This is a genomic window from Nonomuraea sp. bgisy101 (assembly GCF_057708945.1).
Genome location: NZ_JBYITD010000005.1, coordinates 326,316 through 352,573, shown reverse-complemented (window position 1 = coordinate 352,573; position 26,258 = coordinate 326,316). Strand labels below are relative to the sequence as shown.

General features: G+C 71.5%; 31 protein-coding genes. 15 read left to right on the top strand and 16 right to left on the bottom strand.

The window, feature by feature from the left end; translation table 11 throughout:
• The first annotated feature begins 64 nt into the window (after positions 1 to 64).
• The 3 genes from AC3EO4_RS12370 (at position 65) to AC3EO4_RS12360 (ending at position 3,117) form a co-directional block, all read left to right on the top strand.
• Positions 65 to 1,303, top strand: a complete 1,239-nt coding sequence (locus tag AC3EO4_RS12370; protein ID WP_431895453.1) for a right-handed parallel beta-helix repeat-containing protein — start codon at positions 65 to 67, stop codon at positions 1,301 to 1,303.
• 80 nt (positions 1,304 to 1,383) lie between these two features.
• A complete protein-coding gene (locus AC3EO4_RS12365; protein ID WP_379568120.1) occupies positions 1,384 to 2,247 on the top strand; it encodes an SDR family oxidoreductase in 864 nt (287 codons plus the stop codon).
• 72 nt (positions 2,248 to 2,319) lie between these two features.
• Complete coding sequence (locus AC3EO4_RS12360) at positions 2,320 to 3,117, top strand: N-acetylmuramoyl-L-alanine amidase (RefSeq protein ID WP_379568122.1); 798 nt, start codon at positions 2,320 to 2,322, stop codon at positions 3,115 to 3,117.
• A 98-nt stretch (positions 3,118 to 3,215) separates the two neighbouring features.
• Here AC3EO4_RS12360 and AC3EO4_RS12355 read toward each other — a convergent pair whose 3' ends face one another.
• Entirely contained in the window at positions 3,216 to 3,671 is a 456-nt protein-coding gene (locus AC3EO4_RS12355) for a helix-turn-helix domain-containing protein (protein ID WP_379568124.1), read from the bottom strand.
• 28 nt (positions 3,672 to 3,699) lie between these two features.
• Here AC3EO4_RS12355 and AC3EO4_RS12350 point away from each other — a divergent pair, with 28 nt between their 5' ends.
• The 8 genes from AC3EO4_RS12350 (at position 3,700) to AC3EO4_RS12315 (ending at position 10,729) form a co-directional block, all read left to right on the top strand.
• Complete coding sequence (locus AC3EO4_RS12350) at positions 3,700 to 4,641, top strand: NAD(P)/FAD-dependent oxidoreductase (protein ID WP_379568126.1); 942 nt, start codon at positions 3,700 to 3,702, stop codon at positions 4,639 to 4,641.
• Positions 4,642 to 4,646: 5 nt separating this feature from the next.
• Positions 4,647 to 6,038, top strand: coding sequence for a DHA2 family efflux MFS transporter permease subunit (locus AC3EO4_RS12345; RefSeq protein ID WP_379568128.1), 1,392 nt, complete (start codon positions 4,647 to 4,649; stop codon positions 6,036 to 6,038).
• Positions 6,039 to 6,119: 81 nt separating this feature from the next.
• Positions 6,120 to 6,479 carry a cupin domain-containing protein gene (locus AC3EO4_RS12340; RefSeq protein WP_379568130.1) on the top strand — a complete coding sequence of 120 codons (360 nt, stop codon included), beginning with the start codon at positions 6,120 to 6,122 and terminating at the stop codon, positions 6,477 to 6,479.
• 236 nt (positions 6,480 to 6,715) lie between these two features.
• Complete coding sequence (locus tag AC3EO4_RS12335; protein WP_379568132.1) at positions 6,716 to 7,324, top strand: hypothetical protein; 609 nt, start codon at positions 6,716 to 6,718, stop codon at positions 7,322 to 7,324.
• A gap of 135 nt (positions 7,325 to 7,459) precedes the next feature.
• Positions 7,460 to 8,023: a CGNR zinc finger domain-containing protein gene (locus AC3EO4_RS12330; protein ID WP_379568133.1), complete on the top strand. Its 564-nt coding sequence runs from the start codon at positions 7,460 to 7,462 to the stop codon at positions 8,021 to 8,023.
• A gap of 72 nt (positions 8,024 to 8,095) precedes the next feature.
• On the top strand, positions 8,096 to 8,548 hold the full coding sequence (locus AC3EO4_RS12325) for a VOC family protein (protein WP_379568135.1): 453 nt from the start codon (positions 8,096 to 8,098) through the stop codon (positions 8,546 to 8,548).
• 3 nt (positions 8,549 to 8,551) lie between these two features.
• Positions 8,552 to 9,415 carry a pyridoxamine 5'-phosphate oxidase family protein gene (locus AC3EO4_RS12320; RefSeq protein WP_379568137.1) on the top strand — a complete coding sequence of 288 codons (864 nt, stop codon included), beginning with the start codon at positions 8,552 to 8,554 and terminating at the stop codon, positions 9,413 to 9,415.
• A gap of 510 nt (positions 9,416 to 9,925) precedes the next feature.
• A complete protein-coding gene (locus tag AC3EO4_RS12315) occupies positions 9,926 to 10,729 on the top strand; it encodes an amidohydrolase family protein (RefSeq protein ID WP_431895449.1) in 804 nt (267 codons plus the stop codon).
• A gap of 93 nt (positions 10,730 to 10,822) precedes the next feature.
• Here AC3EO4_RS12315 and AC3EO4_RS12310 read toward each other — a convergent pair whose 3' ends face one another.
• The 4 genes from AC3EO4_RS12310 to AC3EO4_RS12295 form a co-directional block, all read right to left on the bottom strand.
• On the bottom strand, positions 10,823 to 11,443 hold the full coding sequence (locus AC3EO4_RS12310; RefSeq protein ID WP_431895447.1) for a copper resistance CopC family protein: 621 nt from the start codon (positions 11,441 to 11,443) through the stop codon (positions 10,823 to 10,825).
• The gene (locus AC3EO4_RS12305; protein ID WP_431895445.1) at positions 11,440 to 12,747 is read right to left on the bottom strand and encodes a Dyp-type peroxidase; all 1,308 of its coding nucleotides are present in this window, start codon (positions 12,745 to 12,747) and stop codon (positions 11,440 to 11,442) included. Before AC3EO4_RS12305 ends, AC3EO4_RS12310 begins: the two co-directional genes overlap by 4 nt.
• Complete coding sequence (locus AC3EO4_RS12300; RefSeq protein ID WP_431895443.1) at positions 12,740 to 13,303, bottom strand: copper chaperone PCu(A)C; 564 nt, start codon at positions 13,301 to 13,303, stop codon at positions 12,740 to 12,742. Before AC3EO4_RS12300 ends, AC3EO4_RS12305 begins: the two co-directional genes overlap by 8 nt.
• Before the next feature lie 128 nt (positions 13,304 to 13,431).
• Positions 13,432 to 13,992, bottom strand: a complete 561-nt coding sequence (locus AC3EO4_RS12295) for an MFS transporter (RefSeq protein WP_431895441.1) — start codon at positions 13,990 to 13,992, stop codon at positions 13,432 to 13,434.
• Positions 13,993 to 14,162: 170 nt separating this feature from the next.
• Between AC3EO4_RS12295 and AC3EO4_RS12290 the strand changes: the two genes are divergently transcribed.
• Positions 14,163 to 14,327: a hypothetical protein gene (locus AC3EO4_RS12290; RefSeq protein WP_431895439.1), complete on the top strand. Its 165-nt coding sequence runs from the start codon at positions 14,163 to 14,165 to the stop codon at positions 14,325 to 14,327.
• A gap of 119 nt (positions 14,328 to 14,446) precedes the next feature.
• Here the strand turns inward: AC3EO4_RS12290 and AC3EO4_RS12285 are convergent, their stop codons facing one another.
• The 3 genes from AC3EO4_RS12285 to AC3EO4_RS12275 all read right to left on the bottom strand — a co-directional run bounded on the left by AC3EO4_RS12285 (position 14,447) and on the right by AC3EO4_RS12275 (position 17,069).
• Positions 14,447 to 15,934 carry an MFS transporter gene (locus AC3EO4_RS12285; RefSeq protein ID WP_431895437.1) on the bottom strand — a complete coding sequence of 496 codons (1,488 nt, stop codon included), beginning with the start codon at positions 15,932 to 15,934 and terminating at the stop codon, positions 14,447 to 14,449.
• Positions 15,935 to 15,964: 30 nt separating this feature from the next.
• A complete protein-coding gene (locus AC3EO4_RS12280) occupies positions 15,965 to 16,435 on the bottom strand; it encodes a hypothetical protein (RefSeq protein WP_431895435.1) in 471 nt (156 codons plus the stop codon).
• 88 nt (positions 16,436 to 16,523) lie between these two features.
• On the bottom strand, positions 16,524 to 17,069 hold the full coding sequence (locus AC3EO4_RS12275) for a hypothetical protein (protein WP_431895433.1): 546 nt from the start codon (positions 17,067 to 17,069) through the stop codon (positions 16,524 to 16,526).
• A gap of 93 nt (positions 17,070 to 17,162) precedes the next feature.
• On the opposite strand from AC3EO4_RS12275, the gene AC3EO4_RS12270 reads away from it, so the two are divergent.
• Positions 17,163 to 17,804: a response regulator gene (locus tag AC3EO4_RS12270; protein WP_379568156.1), complete on the top strand. Its 642-nt coding sequence runs from the start codon at positions 17,163 to 17,165 to the stop codon at positions 17,802 to 17,804.
• On the top strand, positions 17,801 to 18,256 hold the full coding sequence (locus tag AC3EO4_RS12265) for a pyridoxamine 5'-phosphate oxidase family protein (protein WP_379568158.1): 456 nt from the start codon (positions 17,801 to 17,803) through the stop codon (positions 18,254 to 18,256). The genes AC3EO4_RS12270 and AC3EO4_RS12265 overlap by 4 nt, the downstream gene beginning before the upstream one ends.
• Here AC3EO4_RS12265 and AC3EO4_RS12260 read toward each other — a convergent pair.
• Both AC3EO4_RS12260 and AC3EO4_RS12255 read right to left on the bottom strand, forming a co-directional pair.
• Positions 18,216 to 19,862: a sensor histidine kinase gene (locus AC3EO4_RS12260; protein ID WP_379569167.1), complete on the bottom strand. Its 1,647-nt coding sequence runs from the start codon at positions 19,860 to 19,862 to the stop codon at positions 18,216 to 18,218. The genes AC3EO4_RS12265 and AC3EO4_RS12260 overlap by 41 nt on opposite strands.
• Before the next feature lie 77 nt (positions 19,863 to 19,939).
• On the bottom strand, positions 19,940 to 20,440 hold the full coding sequence (locus tag AC3EO4_RS12255; RefSeq protein WP_379568160.1) for a hypothetical protein: 501 nt from the start codon (positions 20,438 to 20,440) through the stop codon (positions 19,940 to 19,942).
• A gap of 346 nt (positions 20,441 to 20,786) precedes the next feature.
• Here AC3EO4_RS12255 and AC3EO4_RS12250 point away from each other — a divergent pair, with 346 nt between their 5' ends.
• A complete protein-coding gene (locus AC3EO4_RS12250) occupies positions 20,787 to 21,416 on the top strand; it encodes a helix-turn-helix domain-containing protein (protein ID WP_379568162.1) in 630 nt (209 codons plus the stop codon).
• Positions 21,417 to 21,476: 60 nt separating this feature from the next.
• On the opposite strand, the gene AC3EO4_RS12245 is transcribed toward AC3EO4_RS12250, so the two are convergent.
• The 6 genes from AC3EO4_RS12245 to AC3EO4_RS12220 all read right to left on the bottom strand — a co-directional run bounded on the left by AC3EO4_RS12245 (position 21,477) and on the right by AC3EO4_RS12220 (position 26,256).
• Entirely contained in the window at positions 21,477 to 22,121 is a 645-nt protein-coding gene (locus AC3EO4_RS12245; protein WP_379568164.1) for an L-2-amino-thiazoline-4-carboxylic acid hydrolase, read from the bottom strand.
• 97 nt (positions 22,122 to 22,218) lie between these two features.
• Positions 22,219 to 23,160, bottom strand: coding sequence for an asparaginase (locus tag AC3EO4_RS12240; RefSeq protein WP_431895429.1), 942 nt, complete (start codon positions 23,158 to 23,160; stop codon positions 22,219 to 22,221).
• Entirely contained in the window at positions 23,153 to 23,947 is a 795-nt protein-coding gene (locus tag AC3EO4_RS12235) for an amino acid ABC transporter permease (protein WP_431895427.1), read from the bottom strand. The genes AC3EO4_RS12240 and AC3EO4_RS12235 overlap by 8 nt, the downstream gene beginning before the upstream one ends.
• Complete coding sequence (locus AC3EO4_RS12230; RefSeq protein WP_431895425.1) at positions 23,944 to 24,588, bottom strand: amino acid ABC transporter permease; 645 nt, start codon at positions 24,586 to 24,588, stop codon at positions 23,944 to 23,946. The genes AC3EO4_RS12235 and AC3EO4_RS12230 overlap by 4 nt, the downstream gene beginning before the upstream one ends.
• Positions 24,588 to 25,508 (bottom strand): glutamate ABC transporter substrate-binding protein, encoded by a 921-nt coding sequence (locus tag AC3EO4_RS12225; protein ID WP_379568172.1) that lies wholly within the window; start codon positions 25,506 to 25,508, stop codon positions 24,588 to 24,590. The genes AC3EO4_RS12230 and AC3EO4_RS12225 overlap by 1 nt, the downstream gene beginning before the upstream one ends.
• A 19-nt stretch (positions 25,509 to 25,527) precedes the next feature.
• Complete coding sequence (locus AC3EO4_RS12220; RefSeq protein WP_431895422.1) at positions 25,528 to 26,256, bottom strand: amino acid ABC transporter ATP-binding protein; 729 nt, start codon at positions 26,254 to 26,256, stop codon at positions 25,528 to 25,530.
• Positions 26,257 to 26,258: the final 2 nt, after the last annotated feature.

The following is a 26,258-nucleotide window of genomic DNA, read 5'->3' as shown; positions in this document are numbered from 1 at the left end:
GGACGTTCCGCACGGCTTTGTCGTGCCCCCGGTCATGTCGCTTGACCTTAAAGGGGGCAATTCCGTGCTGCACTTAAGAAGCCGGCTGGCCGTGGGCGCCGCCGCGCTGGGCCTGACCGCCGCAGGCGTCACGATCCTCATGCCGGTGGGCGCCGCGTCCGCCGCCAGAGTCGACGCCACCTGCGCCAACACCCTTGACGACGCCAAGACGCTGCAGGCGGCGATCGACTCCTCCAAGGAGGGCGACGAGGTCGTCATCAAGGGGCAGTGCCTGATCAACGCGACGATCAGCCTGCCGGGCAAGCGCACCTACCGCGGCGACGCGAAGGCCGCCACAGTGATCAAGCAGGCCGACGGCGCCAACCTGCCGGCGCTGCTCGCCTCCGAAGGGTGGGTCAAGAACTTCGAGCTCAGCGACGAGACGCTGCGCGTGGAGAAGCTCACCATCGACGGCAACCGCGACACCAACACCGGCACCGTGGGCCTGATGCTGCGCTCGTGGAACGCCCGGATCATCGACATCGACGTGTACGGCGCGCCGTCCGACGGCATCCGCATCAGCAACCCGTCCAAGGACGGCGTGATGCTCCGCAACACGATGGTCAACAGCATCATCAGCGACGTCTACATCGCCGGCGCCGCGGAGTCGGGCCTCAGGGTCGTCGACCCGGGCAACTCGGTCACCGACTGGACGCTCACCCGCTCGTGGATCGGTTTCAGCGGCGCGAACGCCATCCAGACCGACAACGCGGCCGGCTGGACCTTCAGCGACCTGCACCTGTACGCGACGCCCAAGCACGCGATCGACGCCCACCGCTGCTTCGGCACCTCGATCCACAACAACTACATCGAGGACTTCGGCGCCGAGCACAAGGCGAACGAGACCTACTACGGCATCCGCTGCGACCTGCAGGGCGAGTCCAACACCACCATCAGCTCCAACAGGATCCACAAGTTCCTGCCCCCGCCGAACGGGCTGGCGAGCGGACTGGCGGAGCTGACGAAGGCGTGGAAGCAGGGCATGGCGCCGCCGGAGCGCAAGCGCACCGTCTCGGGTCCCCTCCCGCCCGACGTCGACTTCGTCTACCTGGCGCTCGACGGCGTCAACTACGGCAAGGGGCACGCCGCCGTCACCGGCAACACCATCCTCGGCCACGGCACCCGGCGCGAGACGGGCATGCTGTTCACCAAGGGTGAGGGCGGGGGCGAGTCGATGTCCGTCGCCTCCTCCGGCAACCTCATCGACGACATCGGGATCCCGCGCAAGGTCGGGCCCGGCGCGAGGCTCACCAGGGGTTACTGACCCTCGGCGGTACGGTGCCCCCTGCACGGGCACCGTACCGCCCGCCGTTAGAGGGTGACCGCGCTGGGCAAGCGCAGGTTATGCCAGAAGAATCCAACGCCACACCGCCCGCGCAGAGCCAGCCGTACCCGGGGAGCAGCGAGCGGATGTCGCCCGAGCCGCGCGACGAGATGCGCGACTACGAGGGGCGCGATCTGCTGCGGGACAAGCGGGCCCTGATCACCGGAGGGGACTCGGGAATCGGCAGGGCCGTGGCCGTCGCGTTCGCCAAGGAGGGGGCCGACGTCGCGATCGCCTACCTCAGCGAGCACGAGGACGCCAACCACACCAGGAAGCTGGTGGAGGCCGCGGGCCGGAGGTGCGTCCTGCTGCCCGGCGACCTCAGCGACGCCGACCACTGCGTGTCCGTGGTCGAGCAGGCGGTGGCCGAGCTCGGCGGACTGGACGTCGTGGTGAACAACGTGGCCTACCAGTCGCCGGTCCAGTCGCTGGAGGAGCTGACCGACGAGCAGTGGGAGCACACGTTCGCGGCCAACGTCCACAGCTACTTCCGCGTCACCAAGGCGGCGCTGCCGCACCTGCGCGAGGGCAGCGCGATCGTCAACACCTCCTCCGTCAACGGCCTGCGGGGAAACAAGACGCTCATCGACTACGCCGCGACCAAGGGGGCGATCAACGCCTTCACCCAGTCGATGGCGCAGAACCTCATCGAGCGCCGCATCAGGGTCAACGCGGTCGCGCCCGGTCCGGTCTGGACGCCGCTGATCCCCGCCACGATGCCCGAGGAGCGCGTGGAGGGGTTCGGCAAGCAGGCGCCGATGCAGCGGGCGGCTCACCCCGACGAGATCGCGCCCTCCTATGTGTTCTTCGCCGCCGAGCGGCTCTCCTCGTACTACACCGGCGAGATCCTGGCCCCGATCGGCGGCGAGACGCTGCCGGGGTGACGGCACGGGATCTACGCAATCGGGAAGCGCCTCAGACCTGAACCCGCAGGTCAAGCCGATACGGTACGAGTCATGCGCGCCCGAAGAGCGGCCCCGGTGATGCTCGCCGCGCTGGTGGCGCTGTCCACCGCGTGCGGCGGGGCGTCCTCCTCGGCCCAGCAGCGGCCGGCCACGGCGACGCCACCGCTGTCGCCCTCGCCGCGTCCGATGCTGTCAAGCAAGATCGTGGTGATCGACCCAGGACACAACGGGGGCAACGCCGCCCACCCCGAGGTGATCAACCGGCCGGTCGACATCATCACCGGGACCAAGCCGTGCAACACGACGGGGACCCAGACCGCCGACGGCTACACTGAGCACGCCTTCACATGGGACGTGGCGCGCAGGCTCGCCCCGATCCTGCGGAAGATGGGCGTCGAGGTGGTGCTGACCAGGCCGAACGACTCGGGCGTCGGGCCGTGCATCAACAGGCGGGCGGCCATCGGGAACAAGGCCGAGGCGGACGCGGTGGTGTCGATCCACGCCGACGGAGCCGCTTCGGGAGGGCACGGCTTCCACGTGATCCTTCCCGGCCTGGTGCCTGGGCACAACGACGCGATCATCGACCCGTCCAAGCGGCTGGGGCTCGACGTCCGCGACGCCTACACGAAGGGCACGGGACTGCCGTTCGCCACCTACGTCGGCAAGGAAGGCCTCGACACCCGTACCGACCTGGGCGGGCTCAACCTGTCGACCCGCCCTGCCGTCTTCGTCGAGTGCGGCAACATGCGCAACAGCGGCGACGCCGCCAAGCTGTCGGATCCGGCCGTCCGCCAGCGCATCGCCGCCTCACTGGCCGACGGGCTGAAGAAGTATCTCGACGGGCAGTGACAGCCGTCCTGCGGACGCGGCGGCGGCCCGCCGCACCGGAGTCGTGAGCCCGCGCACCCGCGGGCGTGCGGGCGGCCGCGGCCGCCCGCACGGGCTGGTCACCTGGGGGGATCCGGCCTGACCACGCACGAGTCCTCGACGAGGTCCGTCAGGTCCGGCAGGACCGCCGTGCTCTCGGCGACGCGCAGGTAGCCGGGGCAGCGGGTGAAATCCTCGGCCGTGCACCGCATGATGTGCTCGATCAGCGCCTTGGACGCGGCGATCTCCCGTAGCCGTCGCTCCAGCTCCGCGTGGTGCCGCTCGAGGATCGCCCTGCGCTCGACGTGGCCCGTGACGTTGAGGATCTCCCCCACCTGCTCCAGGCTCATGCCCGCGGCCTTCGCCCGGATGATCGTCATGACCCTGACGATGTGGTCGTGGGTGTAGAGGCGCCTGCCGTTCACCCTGGTGGCGGGTGTCAGCAGGCCCATGGCCTCCCAGTGGCGCAGCACGTGCGGCGCCAGATCGAACCGCTCGGCCAGCTCGCCGATGCGCATCGAACCACTTGACTTCATGTTGACATTAACTTGCAGACTTTGGCGCATGTCAAACACCTTCGATGTCGTCATCGTCGGCGGCGGGCCCGCCGGCATGGCCGCCGCCCTGACTCTGGGCAGGGCCCACCGCTCGGTGCTGCTGCTGGACGCCGGCCAGGGTCGCAACGCCCAGGCCGAGGCCGTGCACAACTTTCTGACCAGGGACGGCACCCCTCCTGCCCGGCTGCGCGAGCTCGGCCGCCAGGAACTGTCGGCCTACGCGAGCGTCCAGGTGCGGGAGGAGGGCGTGACCGACGTCGAGGCGGATCTGCGGCTCCGGCTGTCGGGCGGCGGCACCGTGCGGGCGCGGCGGCTGCTGCTGGCCACCGGGCTGGCCGACGACCTGCCGGGCCCGCGCGGGGTCGGCGCGCTGTGGGGCCGCACCGCCTTCCACTGCCCCTACTGCCACGGCTACGAGTGCACCGGCAAGCAGGTCGCCGTGCTCGGCGCCGACCTTCCACGGGTACGGCTCGCGCTGCAGCTGAGCCGCTACGCCGCCGACGTCGCGCTCTGCACCGACGGTAGGCCGCTCGACCCCGCGCTGCGCGGCAGGCTCGAGGCCAACGGCGTCACCGTGCGCTGCGAGGCCGTCGCAAGGCTGGAGGCGACGGGCGACCGGCTCGATCAGATCGTGTTCGAGAGCGGGCCGCCGCTCGCGCGGCAGGCGGTGTTCGTGGCCAACGCGCCGCGCCAGCGCTCCGGCCTGCCCGCCCGGCTGGGCTGCGCGGCCTTCGCCGACGGCTGCGTCGAGGTCGACGAGTTCGGCCGGACCAGCGTGCCGGGCGTGTACGCGGCGGGCGACATGGCGCGCAGGGCCACCGTACCCGTGCCGATGGCCGCCGTGATCGCCGCCGCGGCCAGCGGCACCGTCGCCGCGGCGGTCATCGACCAGGACCTGCTCGGCGAGGACTTCGACCTCCCCGACCCGTTCGCGCGGGCGAAGGGCTGAGCGCCGTGACCACAGAAGTCGCCACGGCGACGCCCTCACGGGTGGTACCGGCCACCGCGGGCCTGCTCATCGGCATGCTGTTGTCGGTGCTGGACCAGACGGTGGTGGCCATCGCGCTGCCCGACATCGCCGCCGACCTCGGCGGCCTGGACGCGATCGGCTGGGTCGTCACCTCCTACGTGCTCGCCTCGACCACGACGGGGGCGCTCTACGGCCGCATGAGCGACAGGTTCGGCCGCCGCGAGGTCTTCGTCACCGCGGTCGCCGTCTTCATCGCCGGCTCGATCCTGTGCGGCATGGCGTGGACGATGCCCCAGCTCGTGGCCGCCAGAACCCTTCAGGGCGTCGGCGCGGGCGCGCTGTTCGCGCTGCCGACGATCGCGCTGTCCGAGCTGTATCCACGGCACCTGCGCGGCAGGGTCCAGGGCCTGACCGGCGGCGTGTTCGCCCTGGCCAGCGTGGGCGGCCCGCTGGCCGGCGGCGCGATCACCGACACGGCCGGCTGGCGCTGGATCTTCTACGTCAACCTGCCCCTCGGCCTGCTCAGCATCGCGCTCGTCTGGTTCGCCCTGCGGCTGCCCAGGTCCGGCGGGCACGGCAGGCTCGACGTCGCAGGCTCGGCGCTGCTGGCGGGCTCGATGGTGAGCCTCCTGCTGGCGGCCGAAGGGGGCGGCCGTGCCCATGCGTGGACCTCCGGCGCGGTCCTGTGGCCCGCCGGGGCCTTCGCGCTGCTGTCGGCCGCGTTCGTGTGGTGGGAACGGAGGGCGGCCGACCCCGTGCTGCCGCCCCGGCTGTTCGCCGGCCCGGCGCTGCGTGTCGCGCTGCCCGCCACGGCACTGCTCGGGGCGCTGCTCGGCGGCTCGATCGTGTACCTGCCGACCTACCTGCAGTCGGCCTACGGCATGAGCGCCACCCAGGCGGGCCTGGCCCTCAATCCGTACGTCATCACGTTCATGGTGGTCTCCTCTCTGGCGGGCAGCCGCGTCGCCGGCCGCTACAAGCCCTTCCTGATCGCCGGCTCGGCGATCGTGGTGGCGGGGTTCGCGCTGCTGAGCAGGCTCGGTCCCGGCACACCGTACGCGCTGTTCGCCGTGGCGCTCGGGGTGCTGGGCGCCGGGTTCGGGCTGCTGATGCAGAACCTGGTCGTGGTCGCGCAGAACGCCGCCTCCGCCGCCGACCTGGCCGCCGCCACCTCCGCAGCGGTGTCGGTGCGCGGGCTCGGCATGTCGCTGGGTGTCGCGGTCTTCGGCATCCTGCTCGCCGGGCAGGTGGACGGCATGGGCAAGGGCGCGGAGGTGACCGCCGCGGCCATCCCGGGGGTGCTGGCGTGGGGCGTGCCCGCGGCCGTGGTCCTGGTGGCGCTGACCACCGTGCTACCCCGGTCGGCAGGCCGGTAGCGCGGCCTCGTCCGCCCAGCTCGGAGCCCTTGTTGGGGGTAGATCCCGGTGCGAGACTGAAGCCGACGGAAGGGGGACGTCATGATCGAGGTCAAGAGCATCGACAAGCCCGACGAGCGCCGCGACTTCCCGAACGGCCACCTGGAGGTCTGCAATCTCAGCGGCCTGACCTTCGGCGTGGCGACGTTCCAACCGGGATGGCGCTGGTCCGAGTCGGTCAAACCCATCGCGGGCACCGACTCGTGCGAGGTCCACCACAACGGGTTCGTCGTCTCCGGCAGGCTTCGCCTGCGGATGGACGACGGCACCGAGGCCGAGGTCGGGCCGCATGATGTCTTCGTCTGCCGGCCTGGCCACGACGCCTGGGTGGTCGGCGACGAGCCGTGCACGGTCTACGACTTCGCCGGCGGCGCCGCCGAATACGCCAAGTCGCAGGGGTAGCGGCCCGCGACCGGACATGAGCGGCGCGAGGTCCCCTGGCCGGCGGCATGTCGTCCGTCGTGTTCGTCATCTGGGACAGAGCGGTCGCGGAGGCGGCGACCGACCGGCGGCGTGCCTGCCATCATTGGCGTTTCTCTGCCATCGCTTGTCCCAACCCTGCATCGGCACGGCTCGACCGGGTGGGTGCGGCCACCGTAGCCTCGGACATCGGAGGGCGCGGAAGGGAGGACGTCATCATGTTCATCCAGGTCATCAAGGGGCGTACCGCTGATGCCGGCCAGTTGCGCGCCGCGCTCGACCGGTGGGTCGACGAGCTGGCTCCTGGCGCGCAGGGCTGGCTCGGCACGACCGCCGGTGTCACCGAGGACGGCACGTTCGTCAACCTCGCCCGCTTCGGGTCCGAAGAGGCGGCCCGCGCCAACAGCGGGCGGCCCGAGCAGCATCAGTGGTGGATGGAGACCTCGAAGCTGATCAGCGGCGACATCGTCTTCCACGACTCCAGCGAGGTCGTCTCGTTCCTGGGCGGTGGGTCGGACGAGGCGGGATTCGTCCAGATCATCGAGGGCAGGACGCGCGACGTGGCCCGGATGCGCGAGCTCAACGACCTGTACGAGGCGCGGTTCACGGACTTCCGTCCCGACGTCCTCGGCGGCATCGCTGCGCTGTACGACGATGGCGCGTTCACGCAGGCGATCTACTTCACCTCCGAGGCGGCGGCGCGCGACGGCGAGCGCAAGCAGCCTCCCGCCGAGCTGAAGGAGCTCTTCGACGAGGAGATGGCGCTGTACGAGGGCGACCTGGCCTTCTACGACCTGCGTGAGCCCTGGCTGTTCTCCCCGCGCTGACGCCCGCCCGCCGGAGCAGCCGGCCCGGGGCGCCGGCCGGGCCGAGCGTCGGCCTTCCGTGAACGACAACCGGTAGCCCATCGGTCCGTCCCGGTTCTAACGGACCTCCTTCACCACTGCCATTAGGCTGGAGGGATGCTAGCCCTCGACTTCGTCAGCACGCTCCGCGCGGGACGCGGCGGCCTCACCGACTCACTCGCCGACCCCGACGCGCTCACCGCCTGGGCCCGCTCACGCGCCGAGCTCGACCTGGACCCCGGCTTCACGGCCACGTCCGAGCAGTGGCGTCAGGTCGTGGACCTGCGGCTGGCCGTCAGGGCACTGTTCGCCAGGGCCGTCGCGCCCGGGCCGCCCAGCTCCGCCGACGCGGCCCGGCTGCCACCCTTCGGCCAGGCGCTCGACACGGTGAACGCGGCGGCGCTGGCCGTACCCACCGCACCCCAGCTCGTCTGGGACGACGACGCGGCCACGCTCGTCCGCGTGCCCGTGGGACCTTCCACGGCGACGCTGTCGGCGCGCCTGGCACAGGCGGCACTGGAGTTCCTGGCCGGACCCGAGGTCGCCGAGCTGCGTGCCTGTCCCGCCCCCCGATGTGTGCTGTATTTCGTGAAGGAGCACCCGCGCCAGGAATGGTGCTCGACCGGCTGCGGCAACAGGGCCAGAGCCGCCCGCCACTACCGCGCCCACAGGGGCGAGTGACGCACGCCACAAAATTCTAACGGCACAACTCATCAAACTCCGTTATATTCGTTGTATCGGACCCACGGAGGAGTGAGCATGCCCGCCTTCCAGACCGGCCACGTCGGCCTCAACGTCACCGACCTCGACAGGTCGGCCGCCTTCTACCAGAGCGTCTTCGGCTTCGAGGTCAGCGGCCGATCCGAGCAGGACGGCAAGGAGTTCGCCTTCCTCGCCCAGGACGGCACGCTCACCCTCACCCTGTGGCGGCAGAGCGAGGGCCGCTTCCCCACGGCTCAGCCGGGTCTGCACCACCTGTCGTTCCAGGTCGAGAACCTGCAGGCGGTACAGCAGGCCGAGGCGACGCTGCGCGAGATCGGCGCGACCATCCACCACGGCGGCATCGTCCCCCACCGCGAGGGCGCCTCCTCCGGCGGCGTGTTCTTCGAGGACCCCGACGGCATCCGCCTGGAGATCTACGCCCCCGACGGCGCCGGCGACCGGACCGCCCCCACCGGCTCGGCCCCCACCTGCGGATTCTTCTAGGCCGTGGAACACCGCGGAGAGACCGCCGTCCAGCGCAGGACCGGGGTGGCGCGCCCGGGAACGTGGGGATCGGTCAGGGTCAGGCCGGAGATCCCCGACGTGGCCGCCGACTTCCTGCGCCGCCGGCGCCTGCTGGTCGCCGCGGCCGCCGACGACCGTGGCCGGATGTGGGCGGGCCTCCTGACCGGCCCCGAGGGATTCGCCGAACCGCTGGACGAGCGGTACATCATGATCGGCGCGCTCCCCGCCTCCGGCGACCCCCTGGAAGGGCTGTTCGAGACCGAGCGCGAGATCGGCCTGATCGCCGTGGAGCCCGCCACCAGGCGCAGGATGCGCGTCAACGGCACCGCCCACGTGGCGGGCGCGGGGCTGCTCGTGCACACCGACCAGGTCTACGCCAACTGCCCCAAGTACATCCAGGCCCGAACGATCCTTCCCGGACCTGGGCGCGCCGCCCCCGTCGCCCGCGCCGCCGACACCCTCGGCGAGCGGCACAGGGAGTGGATCTCCCGCGCGGACACCTTCTTCGTCGCCACCCGGGCCCAGGGGCTCGGCGCGGACGTCTCCCATCGCGGCGGCAACCCCGGCTTCGTCGCCGTGGCGGACGAACGGCACCTGGCCTGGCCCGACTACGTAGGCAACTCCATGTACATGACACTGGGCAACCTGGAGCTCGATCCGGCCTGCGGGCTGCTGTTCCTCGACTGGGACAGCGGCGACGCGCTGCACGTGACGGGAACGGCGCGCGTGGAGTGGGAGCCGGAGCGGACGGTGCGCTTCGAGGTGGACGGCGTGGTGGAGGTCACGGGGGCCTCGCCGCTGCGCTGGGAGTTCGGCGGCTACTCCAAGCACAACCCACCGGTCTGACCCCGAGCACCTGGCGGCGGCCGGCCGATCGGCGGATGCGGCGGGCGGCGACCGACACCGTCGGAGGCTCGGCCGCCGGTGCCGGAACCGCCGTGGTGGAGGCCTCGGGCGAGAGCGGCGCTTCGGATGAGGCGGGGACGTACGCCATCGCCGGAGCACGGATCTTCGACGGGACGTCGATGCTCGGCACCGGCCACGTGGTGATAGCCGGCGGGCGGATCGTCGAGGTGTCCACGAGCGGGCACGCCCCCTCCGGCATGCCCGTGCACGACGGCGGCGGCGCCACCCTCATGCCGGGCCTCATCGACGCGCACATGCACTACCTGGGACCGCCTCGCACGGACGGTCCCAGGTTCGGCGTCACCACCGAGATCAGCCTGGTCGACGATCCCGCCACCCAGCAGGACAAGGAGCGGCTGCGCCGTTCCTTCGCGCCGAGCCCGCTGCCGTCCCTGTGGTCGGCGGGCTGGTGGGCTACCGTATCGGGAGGCTGGCGACGGCGCGCCGAACGTGCCGGTCCTGCGCGACGGCGACGATCCGGCCGCGTTCGTGGCCGACCGGCTGGCCGAGGGATCCGACATCATCAAGCTCGCCCTGGAGGACATCGGACTGGACGGCGAACCCATCCCCGTCCTGTCGGCCGCCCAGATCAACGGCCTGGTCGCGGCCGCCACCCGCGCCGGCGTGCCCAGCGTCGCGCACGTGTCGAAGGTGTCACTGGCCAGGACCGCCATCGAGGCCGGCGTCACCGGCCTGGCCCATGTCCCTGTCGACGTCGAGCTTGATCCGGACTTCCTGGACCTGGTCCGGAACAGCGGCGCGTTCGTCACTCCGACCCTGACGCTCATGAGCGCGCTCTCGGCCGCGGACGACCCCGCGCGCGCCGCCGTCACCGCCGACCCGCGCGTGGCCCCGTACCTGTCGTCAGGACAGCGTGACCTGCTCGGCAGCCCGTGGGGCTTCGAGGACGGGGGAAGGCTCGAGTCCGCGGCGCGCAACGTGGCCCTCCTGCACGGGGCCGGCGTGCCGATCGTCGCGGGCACCGACAGCGGGGTCCCTGGCGTCGCGCACGGGGTCAGCATGATCGTCGAACTCGAACTGCTGGTCGGCGCGGGTCTGTCCCCCTCGGCCGCGCTCACGGCCGCGACCTCCGCGCCCGCCGACTTCTACCGCCTGCCGGGGCGCGGCAGGATCGAGCGGGGCCACCGCGCCGACCTCCTGCTCGTCCACGGCGACCCGACCCGCGACATCACCGCCATGCGCGACGTGGCGGCCATCTGGCGGAACGGCGCACGCGTCGGCCGCGCGGCCTGACCCGGGGCCAGGCCGACGTGGGCGGCCGGCCACGTCCCGTCGACGCGGATCGCCGCCCACACGTGAGGTCGCGACGCCGCCGGCCAGGCCGGCCTACTCCTCCTGCTCCGGTTCCCTCCTACCTCGCCTGAGCAGCAGCAGGCCGGCGCCCGCCACGATCAGGACGGCGGCCGTCGCCCACAACCACGCGGGCACGCTCCGCGCCGACCGATCCCCGGCCTCGGTGGCCGCCACAGGCGCCGAAGGCCGCGGCGCCGCGCTGCTCGCCGCAGCGGCGGGCGCTGTCGAGGGATCGGTCGCGGGGGAACTCGAGGGCGCCTTTGAGGGCGTGGGGGTGGTCGAGGCGGTCCCCTTCACGGTGAACGGGATCTCTCCCTCGATCGGGTGGCCGTCGGAGGAGACCACCCGCCACCCGACGACGTACCGGCCCGGTGGGAGCGGCTGCGGCACCGCCGCCGTGACCACGGCTCCGTCGGCCTCCGGCTTGCCGACCGCGACGGCCGCGCCGCCGGCGTCGTGCAGCACGACCGCGGGCAACCGCACGCGCGCGGTGAACTCCAGCTCGATCTCCTCCACCGCCGACACCACGGCGTTCTTGGCCGGCGAGCTGCTCTTGAGCTGGTCGTGGGCCAGTGCCTGGGGGGCGCCGTACAGGACGAACATCCAGCAGGCGGCCAGCAGCAGCAGGCCCCTGGACACGGATTTCTTGATCATGACAGCAGGCTCTCCCCTATCCAGCCGTCGGGTCCGCAGCCCGGCGGTACGGCGAAGACCGCCGAGCCGATCGGCGTCGTCCATTCGTTCAGCAGGTCCGCCTCGGCCAGCCGCTCCTGGACGGGCACGAACTGGCGGGTGATGTCGGCCTGGTAGGAGGCGAACAGCAACCCGGAGTCGGCCTTGCCGTCGGCCGTGACGCCCTCGTCGTAGTTGTAGACCCTGCGCATGATCCGCAGGTTCGGATCGGCGACGCGGGCCCGGCGGATGTGAGCGTACTCGGAGATGACGGGAAATCCGGCGGCCGTGAGCTTGTCGAAGTCAGGCTCGTCGTGCTCACGACCGCCGGTCAGCGGAGCGCCGTCGGCCAGCCTGCGGCCCACCGTGAACTCCTTGGCCACGACGTCGGCGGCGTCCCACGTCTCCATCTCGGCGCTGATCCGCCGCAGCACCAGAGTCGTGCCGCCGCTGAGCCAGCCGCCCTGTTCCTGGACCCAGACCGCCCGGTCGAACTCCGGCGTGCCCGGCACGGGGTTGACGGTCCCGTCGAGCTGGCCCATGACGTTGCGCTGGGTCGTGCCTCGCTGCTGCGCGTGCGCGGCCCGGCGAAAGCCTCGCTGCGTCCAGCGGACGCGCGTGAAGGACCTGGCGTCCTTGACGACCATCCGCAGGGCGTGGGCGAGGGTGAGCGGATCGTCGGCGCAGAGCTGAATGAGCAGGTCGCCGCCGCTCCAACGCTTCTCCAGCTTGTCGATCTTGAAGGTGGGCAGCGGGGCCACCGACGCCGGCCGCCGCCCGTCCCGTCCGACCGCGCCGAACAGGCCGGGCCCGAAGCCGAAGGTGACCGTCAGCCTCGCGGGCAGCGCCGCCAGCTCGGGCTCGGTGTCGGCGAGCGCCGCTCGCCCCTGGGTCAGCCGGCGGGCGTCGTCGGTCAGCAGGCGCATCATCCTGGACACCTCCTCCCGGCCGACGCCCTTGCGCAGGTCCAGGCCGACGAACACGGCGTGCGCCTGCGGCGCGGTCGCGACACCCGCCTGGTGCGGCCCGTGGAACGGCTCGACCGCGCTACCGTCGGCAGGCGCCGTCGCCGCCCCCGCGGGTGACGCGCCCGGTCCTGCCGGTGCCGTACCCGGGATCGATGCGCCCTGTCCGGCGGGGACCGTGCCCGAGGTCGGCGCGCCACGGACGGCGGCGGACGTGCTCGACCCCGCGGGGCCGGCGGGCCCGACGACCGCGGTCACCGCCGCCGCGGCCCCACCGGCCAACAGCCTGCGGCGATTCAGCGCCGTGACCGGCTCAGCCATGGCTGCCGCCCATGTCCATGCCCGGCTGGTAGTCCTCCTTGGCCCCCGCGAAATCCTTGCCCATCGCGGTGAAGTCGAACGTGCCGCCGCCGTCGAGGGCCAGCGTGAACGACACCTCCGCGCCCGGCTTCACCTCCTGGCTGACGCCCATGAGCATGATGTGGTCGCCGCCGGGCTTCAGCACGTGGGAGCCGTTGGCGGGGATCACGAACCCGCCCTTCTTCGGCTGCATCACCATCTTTCCCTTGGACTCCACCACCTCGTGCAGCTCCACCTTGGGCGACAGCGCGCTGCTGGCCGAGACCACGGTGATGGCCTTGCCGGAGTTGTTGACCAGGGTGCCGAAAGCGGCCGTCATCCCCTTTTTGGTGGTCTTGACCCATGGATCGTTGATCGTGAGCGCGGCCGCAGTGACCGACGTCGTTGCCGACGGCTCGGCCGACGCCGTGGCCGCCGCCTTGCCGGCGACGGGCACGGCCGGCTCCTGGGAACCGCAGGCGGCCGTGCCTGCCAGGACGAGCACGCTGACGGCGGCGAGAATGACGCGCGAGTACATGAAAAGCCCTTCTCCCGGCTGAGCCGGTTACTGGTGACACGGCACTGACTCGACTCGGCGCCCCATACGCGGGGAACGCCGAGGAGCACCCCTGAGGGGTGACCAGCGCTGACGCTCGAACGGCGAGGTCAGGCGGTAACGGTGCGAGTGACACCAGGAGGGCCGCGCCTGCCCATGTCATGGCCGAGCAGGATCCAGCGCAGGATCACCGGCCGTTCGGCCGGGGCGAGGATGACCGTACGGCTCGCCGGGTCGACGAACACCAGCAGCGCGAAGAGCAGGCGCACGGCCAGCCGCCTGAGCAGCGCCCACAGTGCCGCCTCGCCGTGAGACAGCCACAGTGCCGTCAGCCCGACCGCCCACCCGTGCATGACCAGCATGCCGAGCCCCGGCACCAACCCCGACTGGCCGTGCCCGTGCGCGACGGCGACCGGCTCGACGGAGTGGGCCCTGGAGAACAGCACGTGCAGCACCGCCTGGGAGGCGGTCAGCGTCAGGAGGATCGTGGCGAGCGACCGCTCGCGCCCGGCCAGCGCCTGCGCGGGCAGGAACGCCAGCAGCAGCGCGAGCAGGACGGCCGGCGTGGAGACCGACCCGCCGGCGAAGGTGTGGGCGACGATGCCGAGCAGGACCGAGACCGCGGCGAAGGCGGCGGCCCGCAGAGCTCGTAGCGGCATCGTGGCTGACATGGCGCGGCCATCATCGCACGATGCCGCACCGCCTCCCAAAGCGGCTTGTTCCGCCCACCCTGGCCGCCCCACCCTTTGGCCGGGCCGAGCCGGGATCGACGGGAACCCCGCTTCTGACAGAAGGTTGGGAACTGCCGCAAACCCTGCCGCACCGCTCGAACGGAGGGGCCGTGACCTTCACCGGCGACTACGTCCGCGTCAAGGGCACCGGCCCCGGCGTGACCTCGCAGGCGCAGCTCAGGGCCGGCACCACGGGATCGGTCAACGGCATCGGCATCCGCGTCCTGTCCCTGTCCGGCGGCAAGGTCGCCCTCCGCCTGGCTCCCCGGCGCTGACCGCCCGCCACGCCGTCCCATCCGGCCGCACGTGCCCGAGCAGCAGGGCGCTTCCTGACCGGCGGTGGCACGCCCTCGTGCCCGGGCGCGGCGGCGTCCGGGCACGAGGGGGCAGTCGTTCAGGCGGTGGCCTTGCTCTCCTCCTCGGCGGTGGCGAGCGGTCCGGCCGCGGGAGCCGTGCGGCGCAGCACGCTCATCGCGAGCGCCCCGGCGAGCAGGCAGCAGACGACCCCGACCCACGAGCCGAGTGACATCGCGGAGCCGAAGGCGTCGCGGGCGGCGGCGAGGAGCCCGGGGTCGCCCAGCACCACCGCCTGGCCGATCGACTCCCGGGCCGCGGCGGGCGCGGACTCCGGCATCTGAGCGGTGTAGACCCCGGCGAGGACGCTGCCGAGGACGGCGATGCTGAGCGCCATGCCGACCTGCTGCATGGTGTCGTTCAGCGCGGAACCGGCGCCCGCCCGCTCGACGGGCACCGCGCCCATCAGCGTGGTGTAGGCGGCCGGTCCCGCCAGCCCGCCGCCCGCCCCCATGATCAGCATGGAGGCGAACATCGACCAGTAGCCGCCGGTCATGGCGAGTACCACGAAGGAGGCCGCCATCACGAGCATGCCCGCCACGATCAGCGACCTGTTGCCGACCTTCTGGCCGAGGGCCACGCCGACGTAGTTGAAGACCGTGGCGGCGACCGCGTACGGCAGCAGCCCGAGACCCGCCTGCGTGGCCCCGTAGCCGAGCACGAACTGCAGGTACTGGGTGAGCATCAGCATCACCGCGCCGACGCCGAACGACATCAGCAGGATGGAGAACGACGCCCCGTTGAAGTCGCGGCTCCTGAACAGCTCGAGCGGCAGCATCGGGTGCGGCGTCCTGCGCTCCCAGAGCACGAAGATCGCGAGGGTGACGGCGGCGACCACCGCCATGAGCACGTTCACGCCCCGGTGGGGAGCCTCGATCACGACGTAGACCAGCGCGGTCAGGCCGACGGTCGACAGCAACACGCCGAGCGGGTCGAGCTTGCGCTCGGGGCCGCGCCGCTCGGGCATGAGCACGTAGGCGGCCACGATCGCGATCACCGCGACGGGGACGTTGAGCAGGAACACCGACGCCCATGAGAAGCGCTCGATGAGCAGGCCCCCGAGCGTCGGCCCGCCGATCACGCCGACGGTCGCCACGACGCTCCACGCGGCCATGGCCTTGCGCCGCTCGTCCTCCTCGAAGGTGGTGATGAGGATCGACAGCGTCGATGGCATCAACATGGCGCCACCGACGCCCATGAAGGCGCGTGCGGCGATCAGCTGCCACGGTTCAGCCGCCAGGGTGGCCAGCAACGACGCGCCGCCGAACAGCGCCAGGCCGATCACGAGGAAGCGTCGCCTGCCGTACCGGTCGGACAGGTTGCCCGTGGTGAGCAGGAGGCCCGCGTAGACGAGCACGTAGGCGTTGAGGATCCACTGGATGTCGGAGGGAGTGGCCCCCAGGTCGGTCATGAGGGAGGGGATGGCGACGTTGAGCACGGTGGTGTCGATGACCAGCACCAGCAGGCTCAGGCAGAGGACGACGAGGACCCACCAGCGGCGGGGGTCTCGACCAGCGTGTGCGGACAATGCGGATCCTTTTCGGGTGAGGGGTGGGGGTCAGCGTGCCCAGCCGACGTGGCGGCGGGCGATGCCGTGGGTGTCGAGCGCGGTGGCGGCCACACGGACGAGCCAGGCGTTGACCGACAGCCCTTCGCCGCTCGCGGCCGCTTCGATGCGGTGCTTCAGCGGGTCGGGAACGCGGAGCGAGATCCGCGAGGTGCCGCCCTCGTCGGTGTCGAGCGTGCCGGAGTGAGCCGGTGGGACAGTGGGTCCGGACTGGGGGTCCGGGGGTGGCGTCACGACGAAGCCGGGGTCGCGGCCGCGCAACCGCATCTCGACCGAGCCCGGCGCGAGGTCGCGGGTGATCTCGTCGGAGGCTTTCGACAGCGCCTCGAGGAGGACGAGCCTGGCGGCGGAGTCCAGGGGCGCGAGGAGGCGCTCGGCGAGGACGCGGGCGTCCTCGCCGCCCGCCTCGGCGGCGATGGCGAGCTCGTTGCGTAGCCGGTCGATGTATGGCGCGAGGTCCATGGCACCACTATGACGCCATCATGGCGTCATAGCAACCTCGATTGTGGGCAGCATGGCACCACGCATGGACAGAACGCGAGGACGCGGGTCAGGAAACCCAGAACTCCGGGTAGTAGCGGGGGCAGACGCAGTGGTGGCTGTCCTGTGGCGGGTCGACGACGCGCGAGGCGACGGGGCCGAGCAGGCGCTCGATCCTCTTGGCGCTCTCGACGGTGGCGTCGGTGACCTCGTAGGGATTCCGCTGGTCACTGAGGCTCACGATCAGCACCTGCGCGGCCGACCAGACATGGGCGGGCTGATCCGCGATCAGCACGTGTCCCGGCTGTGCGAGGTGAGGAAAGCACGGCATCGACGGCACGAACCCGGCGAAGTCGGCGGCGGAGTACGCCCTGCCCGCCACCGGCTGAGGGTTGTCGTCGGGCAGCCGCACGGCGGAGAGTCCGAAGGCGGACATCACCGCAAGCAGGTCGGACTCGGTCCCGGTGCGCAGGCTGAGCAGCAGCCGGTCGCCGTCGCCGGCATGGCCTCCGCCGGCGCGGCAGAAGCGGAAGTAGGCCAGCGACGTGGCCCAGGCGCGCAACACGGCGGGCGAGTGGCGCCCATGGAGATACTCCAGCCAGCGGTCCCGCTCCATCGTCGGATCGTATCCGCCGCCGCGCCCCCTCCGGGTGCAGCTCCGGGACTTTGGTCCCTACCAGGGCGGGCGGAGGAAGGATAGCGTCGGAGCATGATTCGTGTGTTCCTCCTCGACGACCACGAGGTGGTGCGGCGGGGCGTCGCCGCTCTGCTGGAGTCGGAGGACGACATCGAGGTGATCGGCGAGGCGGGGACCGCCGCCTCCGCCATCGCCCGTATCCCCGCGCTCAGGCCGGACGTGGCGGTGCTGGACGTGCGACTGCCCGACGGCAACGGCGTGGACGTCTGCCGCGAGGTCCGTTCCGCCCTGCCGGAGCTGCAGTGCCTGATGCTCACCTCCTACGCCGACGACGACGCGCTCTTCGAGGCGGTCATGGCGGGGGCGGCCGGTTACGTCCTCAAGCAGATCCACGGCTCCGACCTGGTCGGCGCGGTGCGCACGGTGGCGGGCGGGCAGTCTCTGCTCGACCCGCAGACGACCGCGGCGATGCTGCAGCGGCTGCGCGAGCAGGCCGACAGGAAGGATCCGCTACGCGCGCTGTCGGAGCAGGAACGCCACATCCTTGAGCTGATCGGCGAGGGGCTCACCAACCGGCAGATCGGCGAGCGGCTCCACCTGGCGGAGAAGACCGTCAAGAACTACGTCTCCAACCTCCTGGGCAAGCTGAACCTGCAACGCCGTACCCAGGTCGCGGCCATGGCCGCCAGGATGAAGGCGGACCGCGGGCGATGACGGGTCCCTCCCCCCGGGCCGTCGACGGTTCCGGGCTCGAGGTGCTCTCCCATGGGGAATGCCTCGCGCTGCTGTCGTCCGCGGAGATCGGGCGGATCGTGTTCACCGACCGCGCGCTGCCCGCGGTGCAGCCGGTCGCCTTCTGCCTCGACGAAGGTCACATCGTGATCAGGACGGGCGCCGGGTCGAAGCTCGCCGCGGCGACCAGGCGTACCGTGGTGGCCTTCGAGGCCGACGACTTCGACCTCGCCAGCCGCACCGGCTGGTCGGTCACCGCCGTGGGGCAGTCGCGTGCCGTGCACGAGGAGGCGGAGCTGGCCCGGCTGGCCGAGCTGCCGCTGCGCCCGTGGGCGCCGGGCGACGGGGACCACTACATCGTGGTGCGGATCGAGCAGGTGTCGGGGCGCAGGATCACACCGGCACCCTCCAGCACAGCCGCGTCCCTGACGTGACCGGCGTCTCGAGCTCCATCGTGCCGCCGAGCTGAGCGGCCCGCTCCTCGATGTTGCGCAGGCCGCTGCGACGTCCACTCGCGCCCGTCCCCACCCCGTCGTCCTCCACCACGAGCGTGAGCATGCCGTCGGCCACCTCCACGGAGACCTCCGCTCTCGTCGCCTTGGCGTGCCGGACCACGTTCGACAGGGCCTCGCGCAGCACCGCCATCAGATGGTCGGCGACCGCCTCGGGTACCTGGTGGTCGAGCGCGCCCTCCATGCGCAGGGCCGGCATGAACCCGAGGTGGCCGCGGGCGTCCTCGACGAGATCGACGATGCGGGCGCGCAGGGTCGGCGACGTGGACTCGCGGGGCCCCTGGAGAGCGAAGATCGTCGAGCGGATCTGCCTGATCGTCTCGTCCAGCTCGTCGATGGCGTGCTGGACGCGGTCGGCCGCCTCGGGACGCTCGACCAGCCGCACGGCGCCCATCAGCGTCATGGCGACGGCGAAGAGCCGCTGGATGACCACGTCGTGCAGGTCCTTGGCGATACGGTCGCGGTCCTCCAGCAGGCCGAGCCGCTCGGCGTCCTTGCGCGTCTCGGCCAGTTCGATCGCGACCGCGGCCTGCCCGGAGAAGGCGTCGAGCATCTCCACGTCCGCGCCGGTGAACGGCATCCTGCCGGGATGCTTGAACAGCGCCAGCACGCCGCGCACCCGCGGCGCGGCGCCCAGCGCCACCAGCAGCCCAGGCTCATCCAGGCAGGAGGAGTTGCGCAGGCTCGTCTCCACCCACGACTCGCCGCTGGCGAACACGGCGCCGACGGCGCCCTCGCCCACAGGGAAGACGGCGCCGTGCAGGTCGTCGCTGTGCTCGCCCTCCGCGACCGCCACCGTCAGCGTGTCGCCCGACGCGTCGGGAAGCAGGACAGTGGCGACGTCGGCGTCGGTCATCCTGCGGGCGCTCGAGGCGAGCATGCGCAGCACGTCGTGCGGCTCGGCCCCGGACAGGAGGCTGGTGGTGATCTCCGAGGAGGCCTGCAGCCAGGTCTCCCTGCGCCGTGACTCCTCGTACAGCCTGGCGTTCTCGACCGCGACCCCCGCCGCGGTGGCCAGCGCGATGACGATCGCCTCGTCCTCCTCGTCGAACTCGCCGCCGCCGCGCTTCTCGGTGAGGTACAGGTTGCCGAACACCGCGTCGCGGACCCTGATCGGAACGCCGAGGAAGGTGCCCATCGGCGGATGGCCCGGCGGGAAGCCGTACGACTCGGGATGGTCGGAGATGAGGCGCAGGCGCAGCGGCCGCGCGTCCTTGATCAGCAGCCCGAGCAGGCCGAGACCATGCGGCCAGTGCTCGATCCTGGCGATCTCCTCCTCGCTCAGCCCCACCGGGATGAACTGGAGCAGCGTGCGCTCCGCCCCCACCACGCCGAGCGCCCCGTAGCTGGCGTCCACGAGGTCGGTCGCCGTCTCGACGATCCTGCGCAGCATCGTCTCGAGATCCAGATCGCTGCCCACCGACACCACCGCGTCCAGCAGCGCGTGCACCCTGTCGCGGGTCGCGAGCACGGCGTCGAGCCGTACCTGGAGCTCCGCCAACAGCTCGTCCAGACGCATGTTCGGCATCAGCGGGTTGGACACATCTGAGATTTTTTCACTGGTACGGCAAAACGCCCACCTCAAGGCGGTGGGCGTTTCTTGGTCTATTTCAGGTACGACCTGCCGACCAGCCTGCCCATGCCGAGGGTGTTCCCCGCGTTGACCATGGCCAGGGCCGCGAGCACCATCGTGGAGATGACGTGCTCGTTCACGATCGGTGTGGCGACGACGGGCAGCTTGGCGACCCACACGATCATCAGCGTGATCCCGGCGGCCACGGCCGCCGCCCTGGTGGCGATGCCGAGCATGAGGCAGAGGCCGAGGCCGAGCAGTCCCAGCAAGAACAGCGCGTCCACCCAGGGCTGCCCTGCCAGGGAAGCGAAGATGCCGCCTCTCAGGAGTTCGGCGGTCGGGCTGCCCCCGAAGATCCACGCTTTGGTGGCGGGGGTGGCGAAGCCCAGCCCGAAGGTTCTGTCCACATAGGTGAAAAGGAACAGCCATCCCATGGCGATGCGGGCGATCGCCCAGACATAGTCGACGGTTCTGGACGGCCGCTCCTGTTCGGCGCCCTCGTCCGTCTGGGCGGTGCTGTCGGTCGTGACCATGGTGTCCTTCCTTGCGCTCTCCGTCCAGCACACCGCATCGATGACCGGCCCGGCAGTGCCGGACGGCCCGAGCGTCCAGGGACTTTGGTCCTTCAGCCGAGAACCTCCTCCAGCGGGCGGCGGACGCCGGGGAAGGCCTCGAAGGCGCCGCGCGGATCGCTTCAGCCTGCACGGCCGTCACCTTCCACGGTGTCGCGGCAGGCGCGTCACGCGATCCGGGCCGCGGGCCAGGGCCGAAGGTCCCGTCCGCGACGTCCACAGGTCCCTTCGACGCAGGTCCGACGGCCGTGGCGCGCCCGCGGGGAGGCTTGTAGCGTCAGCCGTACCGGATGACGAGGAGGAGCCGATGACCAGCGATCTGGGCCGCAGGGTCCGCTACCACCGTGAACGCCTCGGACTGACCACCGACGAGGTCGCCGAGCGGGCCAAGCTCGCTCCCGGCTACCTGCGGCTCCTGGAGGAGCAGGTGGCCGCGCCCGGCATGGAGACGCTGCTGCGGCTGGCCGACGCCCTGGGCACCACGGCAAGGGACCTGCTCGGCGAGCGCTTCGACCAGCCGCAGGGAGGCGCTCCCCCGTCTGCCGCTCCGCGGCTGGAGACGCTCTCGCGCGAGGAGTGCATCAGGCTGATCGCGCCGGGCGGGGTGGGGCGCGTCGCGTTCGACGGCCTGCGCGGGCCGACGGTGGTGCCCGTCAACTACCGGATGGACGAGGGGACGATCGTCTTCCGCACCGCGTACGGCGGGCCGATGGACGAGGACCTGCGGACCGGGATCGAAGGGGTCGAACGGAAGGTCGGGTTCGAGGTGGACAGGATCGACGAGGCGACGAGGGAAGGGTGGAGCGTGCTCGTCCAGGGCCCCGCCCACCACGACACCACAGGCCCCGACGTGCGCCCATGGGCGGGTGGCGACAGGACGCTCTACGTCAGGATCGTCCCGACCCAGATCACCGGCCGCCGCATCGTCGCCTCATGACCCGCCGCGGCCGCCCTGTGGGTGAGGCCGGGCCCTGCCCGACCTCACCCACGGCGGGCGCTATCGGGTGCGGTGGAAGTGGAACGGGCAGTGGTCGCCGCCGAACCCGATCGTGGTCTCGCGGGTGAAGGCGAACCCGTCGCGGGCCGGGTCGATGGCGCCGATCCAGCTGTTGTCGAACGCGCACAGCGCGGCCGTCAGCTCGGGAGCTCCCTGCCGCGCGAGGTAGTCGTGGTACCCGCAGCGGCGCACGTCGGCGTGGAAGCGCTCGTCGTCGTCGACCGGATGCTCGAAGGTGAACAGCGCGCCGAACGCGTCGCTCTCCCTGCCTCGCGCGATCGCCACCATCATGGCGAACGGGTCGGGGGCCGCGTCGAGCGCGGCCCTGGTCCCCGCCTTGACGTCCTCGGCGAACGGCTCGACGAAGGCCGAGGACAGCCACTCGATCAGCGGCTGTCCCGAGGCGACGCCCGCCGCGCCGAGCACGCGGTAGGCGGCCAGCACGGCGGAGGTGTAGCGGAGGTTGTAGCGCGCCGGCTCGTCCGGCAGGTCGGTCTCGGCGGCCTCCAGCTCGGCCTGGAGGGCGCGCATCCGCGCGGCCAGCCCGGCGGGAGCGCCCGCTGCGCGCGTCTCGAGGTCGGCCTCGATCCGGTCGAAGAAGGCCTCGACGATCGCGCGGCTCTCGTGGTCGTAGTCGATGTGCAAGGTCGGTCCTTTCGGAGGATGCGGTCCGCTCGGACATGCCGAACAGACCAGCGCACTCCACCGACCGACCGGCGCTGGGAACTATGACGTCGCCAATCTACACCGCGTGGATCTCCCCCACGGACACTCCGCCGCCCAGCACCGGGATCGTCAAGAAGTCTTCGGCACCGGACACGTCGCATCCCATGCGGCGCAGCACCGACAGCGCGATCGCCGACGTCGCCCTGGGGTTGCCGTCGATGACCTTGACGGCCGCCGTGTGCCCCGAGCCGAGGGCCGCGACCAGCACGCCCTCGGCGCCACCCTTCACGACCGCTCCGGGGATCGCCCGCATGAGCTCGGTGTTCTGGTGCCCGGTGCCACCGACGTACTCGGGGTGCTCGCGCATCGCGTCGGCCACCTGCCGGGGGGCGCTGCCGGGCTCGGCGAGCACGAGCGCCCGCACCGCCCTGGCCAGCCCCGTCAGCGACAGCCCGAACAGAGGCGCGCCACACCCGTCGACGGCCACGGCGGCGGCCTTCTCCCCCGACAGCTCCTCCACCACGGCCCTCACCCGCAGCTGCAGCGGATGGTCGTGGGCGAGGTAGGAGGCGACGTCCCAGCCGTTGGCGACGGCGGCGGCGAGCATCGCGGCGTGCTTGCCCGAGCAGTTCATCCGCTCCGGCGTCCTGGCGAGCCCTTCGCGGATCAGCCGGTGGCGGGTGGCCTCGTCCTCCGGCCAGTCCTCGGGGCAGCGCAGGTCGGCGGGACCGAGCCCGTAGTCCTCGAGCAGCTCGGCGACCAGGCGGACGTGGAAGTCCTCGCCCGTGTGGCTGCCCGCGGCGATGGCCAGGCGGGGGCCCGGCAGGGCCGCGCCCGCCACCAGGCAGGCCAGCGCCTGGAACGGCTTGGCCGACGAGCGGGGCAGGACGGGTGCGTCCACGGGGCCGAGCGCGACCTCGGCGGCCCCGCCGGGGCCCAGGCCGACGGCGCTGCCGTAGTGGACGCTCTCGACGAAGCCGGAGCGGACGACCTCGGCGAGGGGGGCGAAGTCAGGCACGGGCTTTGCTCCTTTGCTCCAGCACCCTGGCGAGCTTGGACAGCGAGGCGTTGACCACGAGGTAGATCAGCGCTACCACCACGTAGGTCTGGATGAGCAGGCCGTTGTAGGCGGCCAGGACCTTGCCCGAGTAGAGCAGCTCGCCGTAGCTGACCACGAAGCCGAGCGAGGTGTCCTTGAGCAGGCCGACGGACTGGCTGACGATCGAGGGCAGCACCCTGCGGGCCGCCTGCGGCAGCACGACCATCCGCATGGTCTGGAGGCGGGTGAGCCCGACGGCCAGGCCCGCCTCGGTCTGCCCGCGCTCGACGGACAGGATGCCCGCGCGGAAGATCTCGGCGAAGGCGGCCGCGTTCGAGACGGTCAGCGGCACCACGAGCTTCCAGAACAGCGGCAGGTCGAGGCCGTATTTGGGCAGCGCGAACAGCACGACGTACACCAGCAGCAGCGCGGGGATGACCCGCACCACCTCGATGTAGGCGGCGGAGGGCAGCCGCACCCAGCGCCGCTCGGACAGCCGGCCGAGGGCGAGCAGCAGGCCGAGCGCCATGGACAGCGCCGCGGCGACGACGGCGGCCAGCGCGGTCGACCCCAGCCCGTCCAGCAGGTAGCGCCACATGGGCCAGGTGGCGTACGGCTGCCAGCGCTCGTAGGCGAGCTGGCCGTTGGCGGCGAACTGGCGGATCGCCAGCGCGGCGAGCGCGACGGCGGCCAGGACGCCCAGGACGGTGGCGACGCGGATCCTGCGCCTGGCGCGCGGTCCAGGCTCGTCGAACAGGACGCTCATCGGACCATCACCAGCCTCCGCTCAAGACGTCCTGTCACGAAGCCGACGCAGGAGGCGATGAGCGCGTACATCAGGCCGGCGCCGACGAAGATGGGGATGGGCTGGGCCTCCAGCAGGTTCACCCTGTTGGCCTCGGCCGTCAGGTCGACCACGCTGATCGCGCCTGCCAGCGCCGTGTTCATGGTGAGCGCGATGAGGATGTTGCCGAGCGGCTGGACGACCGTGCGCAGCGCCTGCGGCAGGATGACGTGCCACAGCGACTGCCTGAACGTCAGCCCGAGCGCCCTGGCCGCCTCACCCTGGCCCTTGCCGACCGCGTTGACGCCCGAGCGCAGCGCCTCGGCGATGTAGGCCGCCTCGTAGACCGAGATCACCACGATCGCGGTCACCAGCGGCTCCGCCTTGATCCCGATCTCGGGCAGGCCGAAGAAGGCCAGCACGAGCAGGACCAGCAGGGGAAGGTTCTGGAACGTCTCCACGTAGGCGGTGCCCATGGCGCGCAGCACGCCGACCGGGCTCACCCGCATCGCGGTGATCAGCACCCCGAGCACCGCCGCGCCGATGAACGACGCGACGGTGAGCTGGAGCGTCACGACCAGGCCCTGCCACAGCTCGGGCAGGTGGTCCAGCAGGACGGACATCAGGAACCCGGCACCGAGCCGATCTGCGGCGGGGCGGGGGCCTCGCCCTGGACGACCGTGCCGATGGAGTTCTTCCACGCCTGCTGCCAGACGCCGGCGCTCTGCGTCTTCTTCAGCCAGTCGTTGACGAACGTCTTGAACTGGTCGTCACCGTGCTTGAGGCCGATGCCGTACGGGTCCTGGGTGAAGGGGTTGCCGATCACCTGGATGGACGGGTCCTTCTGCGCGTTGGCGACCAGCAGCGTCTCGTCCTGCACGTAGGCGACGCCGCGGTCCTGCTTGAGCGCCTGCATGCACTCGGGGTCGCTGCCGAACGTGACGATCTCTGCCTGCGGGGCCAGCTTCTTGATCGCGGGGATGGCCGGGGTGTTGGCGCCCGCGATGACCTTCTTGCCGTTGAGGTCCTCGGGCTTGGCGATGCCCGTGGTCCCCTTCTTGACGGCGATCGTGAGGCCTGAGGTGTAGTACGGCCCCGCGAACGCCACCTGCTTCGCCCGCTCCGGCGTGATCGTGTACGTCTGGAAGACGACGTCCACGGTCCCGTTGCTGAGCAGCGCCTCACGCGTCTCCGACGCCGAGTTGACGATCTTCACCTTCGGCTCGCCGATGATGTACTTCGCCAGGGCCTTGCCCATGTCGGCGTCGAAGCCCTCGACCTCGCCGCTGACCGGGTTCTGCTGGGACAGCAGCGGGGCGTCGAGCGAGCCGCCGACGATGAGCTCGCCGCGCTTCTTGATCTTCTCCATCGTCGAGCCGGGCAGGATCGCGGCCGCGTCGGCGACGGGGGCCTTGGCGAGCAGCTCGCCGGCGGCGGCGGGCTTCGCCTCCCCTGGTACGGCGGGGCTTCCTGTGGACTCCGTGCTGGAACAGGCGGCGAGGCCGAGCAGCGACACGGCGACGACAGCGACCATCTTCTTCATGGGCACCATCCCTTGCGTTTCAGTGAGTGAGTACCTTGGCCAGGAAGTCCCTGGCCCGGTCCGTCTGGGGGTCGTCGAAGAAGGCCGCGGGAGCGCCCTGCTCGACGATCTGGCCGTCGGCCATGAACACCACGCGGTCGGCCGCCCTGCGGGCGAAGCCCATCTCGTGGGTGACGACGACCATGGTCATCCCGTCGGCGGCGAGGCCGGTCATGACGTCCAGCACCTCGCCCACCATCTCGGGATCGAGGGCGGAGGTCGGCTCGTCGAACAGCATCACCTTGGGCCGCATGGCCAGCGCGCGGGCGATCGCCGCGCGCTGCTGCTGGCCGCCGGACAGCCGTCCCGGCAGCTTGCCCGCCTGCTCGCCGATGCCGACGCAGTCGAGCAGCTCGCGGGCGGTCTTCTCGGCGTCGGCACGGCCGGTGCCGCGCACCTTCATCGGGGCGAGCGTGACGTTCTCCAGCACGGTCTTGTGCTGGAAGAGGTTGAAGGACTGGAAGACCATGCCGACGTCGGCGCGCAGCCTCGCCAGCTCGCGGCCCTCCAGCGGGGCGGGCGCGCCGTCGATGAGGATCTCGCCCTGCTGCGCCGTCTCCAGCCTGTTGAGGCAGCGGCACAACGTGGACTTGCCCGACCCCGACGGGCCGATCACCACGACGACCTCGCCACGAGCGACGTCGAGATCGATGTCGCGCAGCACGTGATGCCGGCCGAACCATTTGTTCAGCCCTCGAACCCGAATCATCC

Coding starts and splice junctions, on each gene's coding strand:
- AC3EO4_RS12280 (WP_431895435.1), bottom strand. CDS start 16,435: ATGGACCTCGCGCCATACATCGACCGGCTACGCAACGAGCTCGCCATC.
- AC3EO4_RS12310 (WP_431895447.1), bottom strand. CDS start 11,443: ATGATCAAGAAATCCGTGTCCAGGGGCCTGCTGCTGCTGGCCGCCTGC.
- AC3EO4_RS12265 (WP_379568158.1), top strand. CDS start 17,801: ATGACGGGTCCCTCCCCCCGGGCCGTCGACGGTTCCGGGCTCGAGGTG.
- AC3EO4_RS12360 (WP_379568122.1), top strand. CDS start 2,320: ATGCGCGCCCGAAGAGCGGCCCCGGTGATGCTCGCCGCGCTGGTGGCG.
- AC3EO4_RS12225 (WP_379568172.1), bottom strand. CDS start 25,508: ATGAAGAAGATGGTCGCTGTCGTCGCCGTGTCGCTGCTCGGCCTCGCC.
- AC3EO4_RS12355 (WP_379568124.1), bottom strand. CDS start 3,671: ATGAAGTCAAGTGGTTCGATGCGCATCGGCGAGCTGGCCGAGCGGTTC.
- AC3EO4_RS12275 (WP_431895433.1), bottom strand. CDS start 17,069: ATGGAGCGGGACCGCTGGCTGGAGTATCTCCATGGGCGCCACTCGCCC.
- AC3EO4_RS12350 (WP_379568126.1), top strand. CDS start 3,700: ATGTCAAACACCTTCGATGTCGTCATCGTCGGCGGCGGGCCCGCCGGC.
- AC3EO4_RS12235 (WP_431895427.1), bottom strand. CDS start 23,947: ATGAGCGTCCTGTTCGACGAGCCTGGACCGCGCGCCAGGCGCAGGATC.
- AC3EO4_RS12250 (WP_379568162.1), top strand. CDS start 20,787: ATGACCAGCGATCTGGGCCGCAGGGTCCGCTACCACCGTGAACGCCTC.
- AC3EO4_RS12260 (WP_379569167.1), bottom strand. CDS start 19,862: ATGCCGAACATGCGTCTGGACGAGCTGTTGGCGGAGCTCCAGGTACGG.
- AC3EO4_RS12365 (WP_379568120.1), top strand. CDS start 1,384: ATGCCAGAAGAATCCAACGCCACACCGCCCGCGCAGAGCCAGCCGTAC.
- AC3EO4_RS12300 (WP_431895443.1), bottom strand. CDS start 13,303: ATGTACTCGCGCGTCATTCTCGCCGCCGTCAGCGTGCTCGTCCTGGCA.
- AC3EO4_RS12340 (WP_379568130.1), top strand. CDS start 6,120: ATGATCGAGGTCAAGAGCATCGACAAGCCCGACGAGCGCCGCGACTTC.
- AC3EO4_RS12270 (WP_379568156.1), top strand. CDS start 17,163: ATGATTCGTGTGTTCCTCCTCGACGACCACGAGGTGGTGCGGCGGGGC.
- AC3EO4_RS12295 (WP_431895441.1), bottom strand. CDS start 13,992: ATGTCAGCCACGATGCCGCTACGAGCTCTGCGGGCCGCCGCCTTCGCC.
- AC3EO4_RS12305 (WP_431895445.1), bottom strand. CDS start 12,747: ATGGCTGAGCCGGTCACGGCGCTGAATCGCCGCAGGCTGTTGGCCGGT.
- AC3EO4_RS12330 (WP_379568133.1), top strand. CDS start 7,460: ATGCTAGCCCTCGACTTCGTCAGCACGCTCCGCGCGGGACGCGGCGGC.
- AC3EO4_RS12335 (WP_379568132.1), top strand. CDS start 6,716: ATGTTCATCCAGGTCATCAAGGGGCGTACCGCTGATGCCGGCCAGTTG.
- AC3EO4_RS12220 (WP_431895422.1), bottom strand. CDS start 26,256: ATGATTCGGGTTCGAGGGCTGAACAAATGGTTCGGCCGGCATCACGTG.
- AC3EO4_RS12255 (WP_379568160.1), bottom strand. CDS start 20,440: ATGGTCACGACCGACAGCACCGCCCAGACGGACGAGGGCGCCGAACAG.
- AC3EO4_RS12230 (WP_431895425.1), bottom strand. CDS start 24,588: ATGTCCGTCCTGCTGGACCACCTGCCCGAGCTGTGGCAGGGCCTGGTC.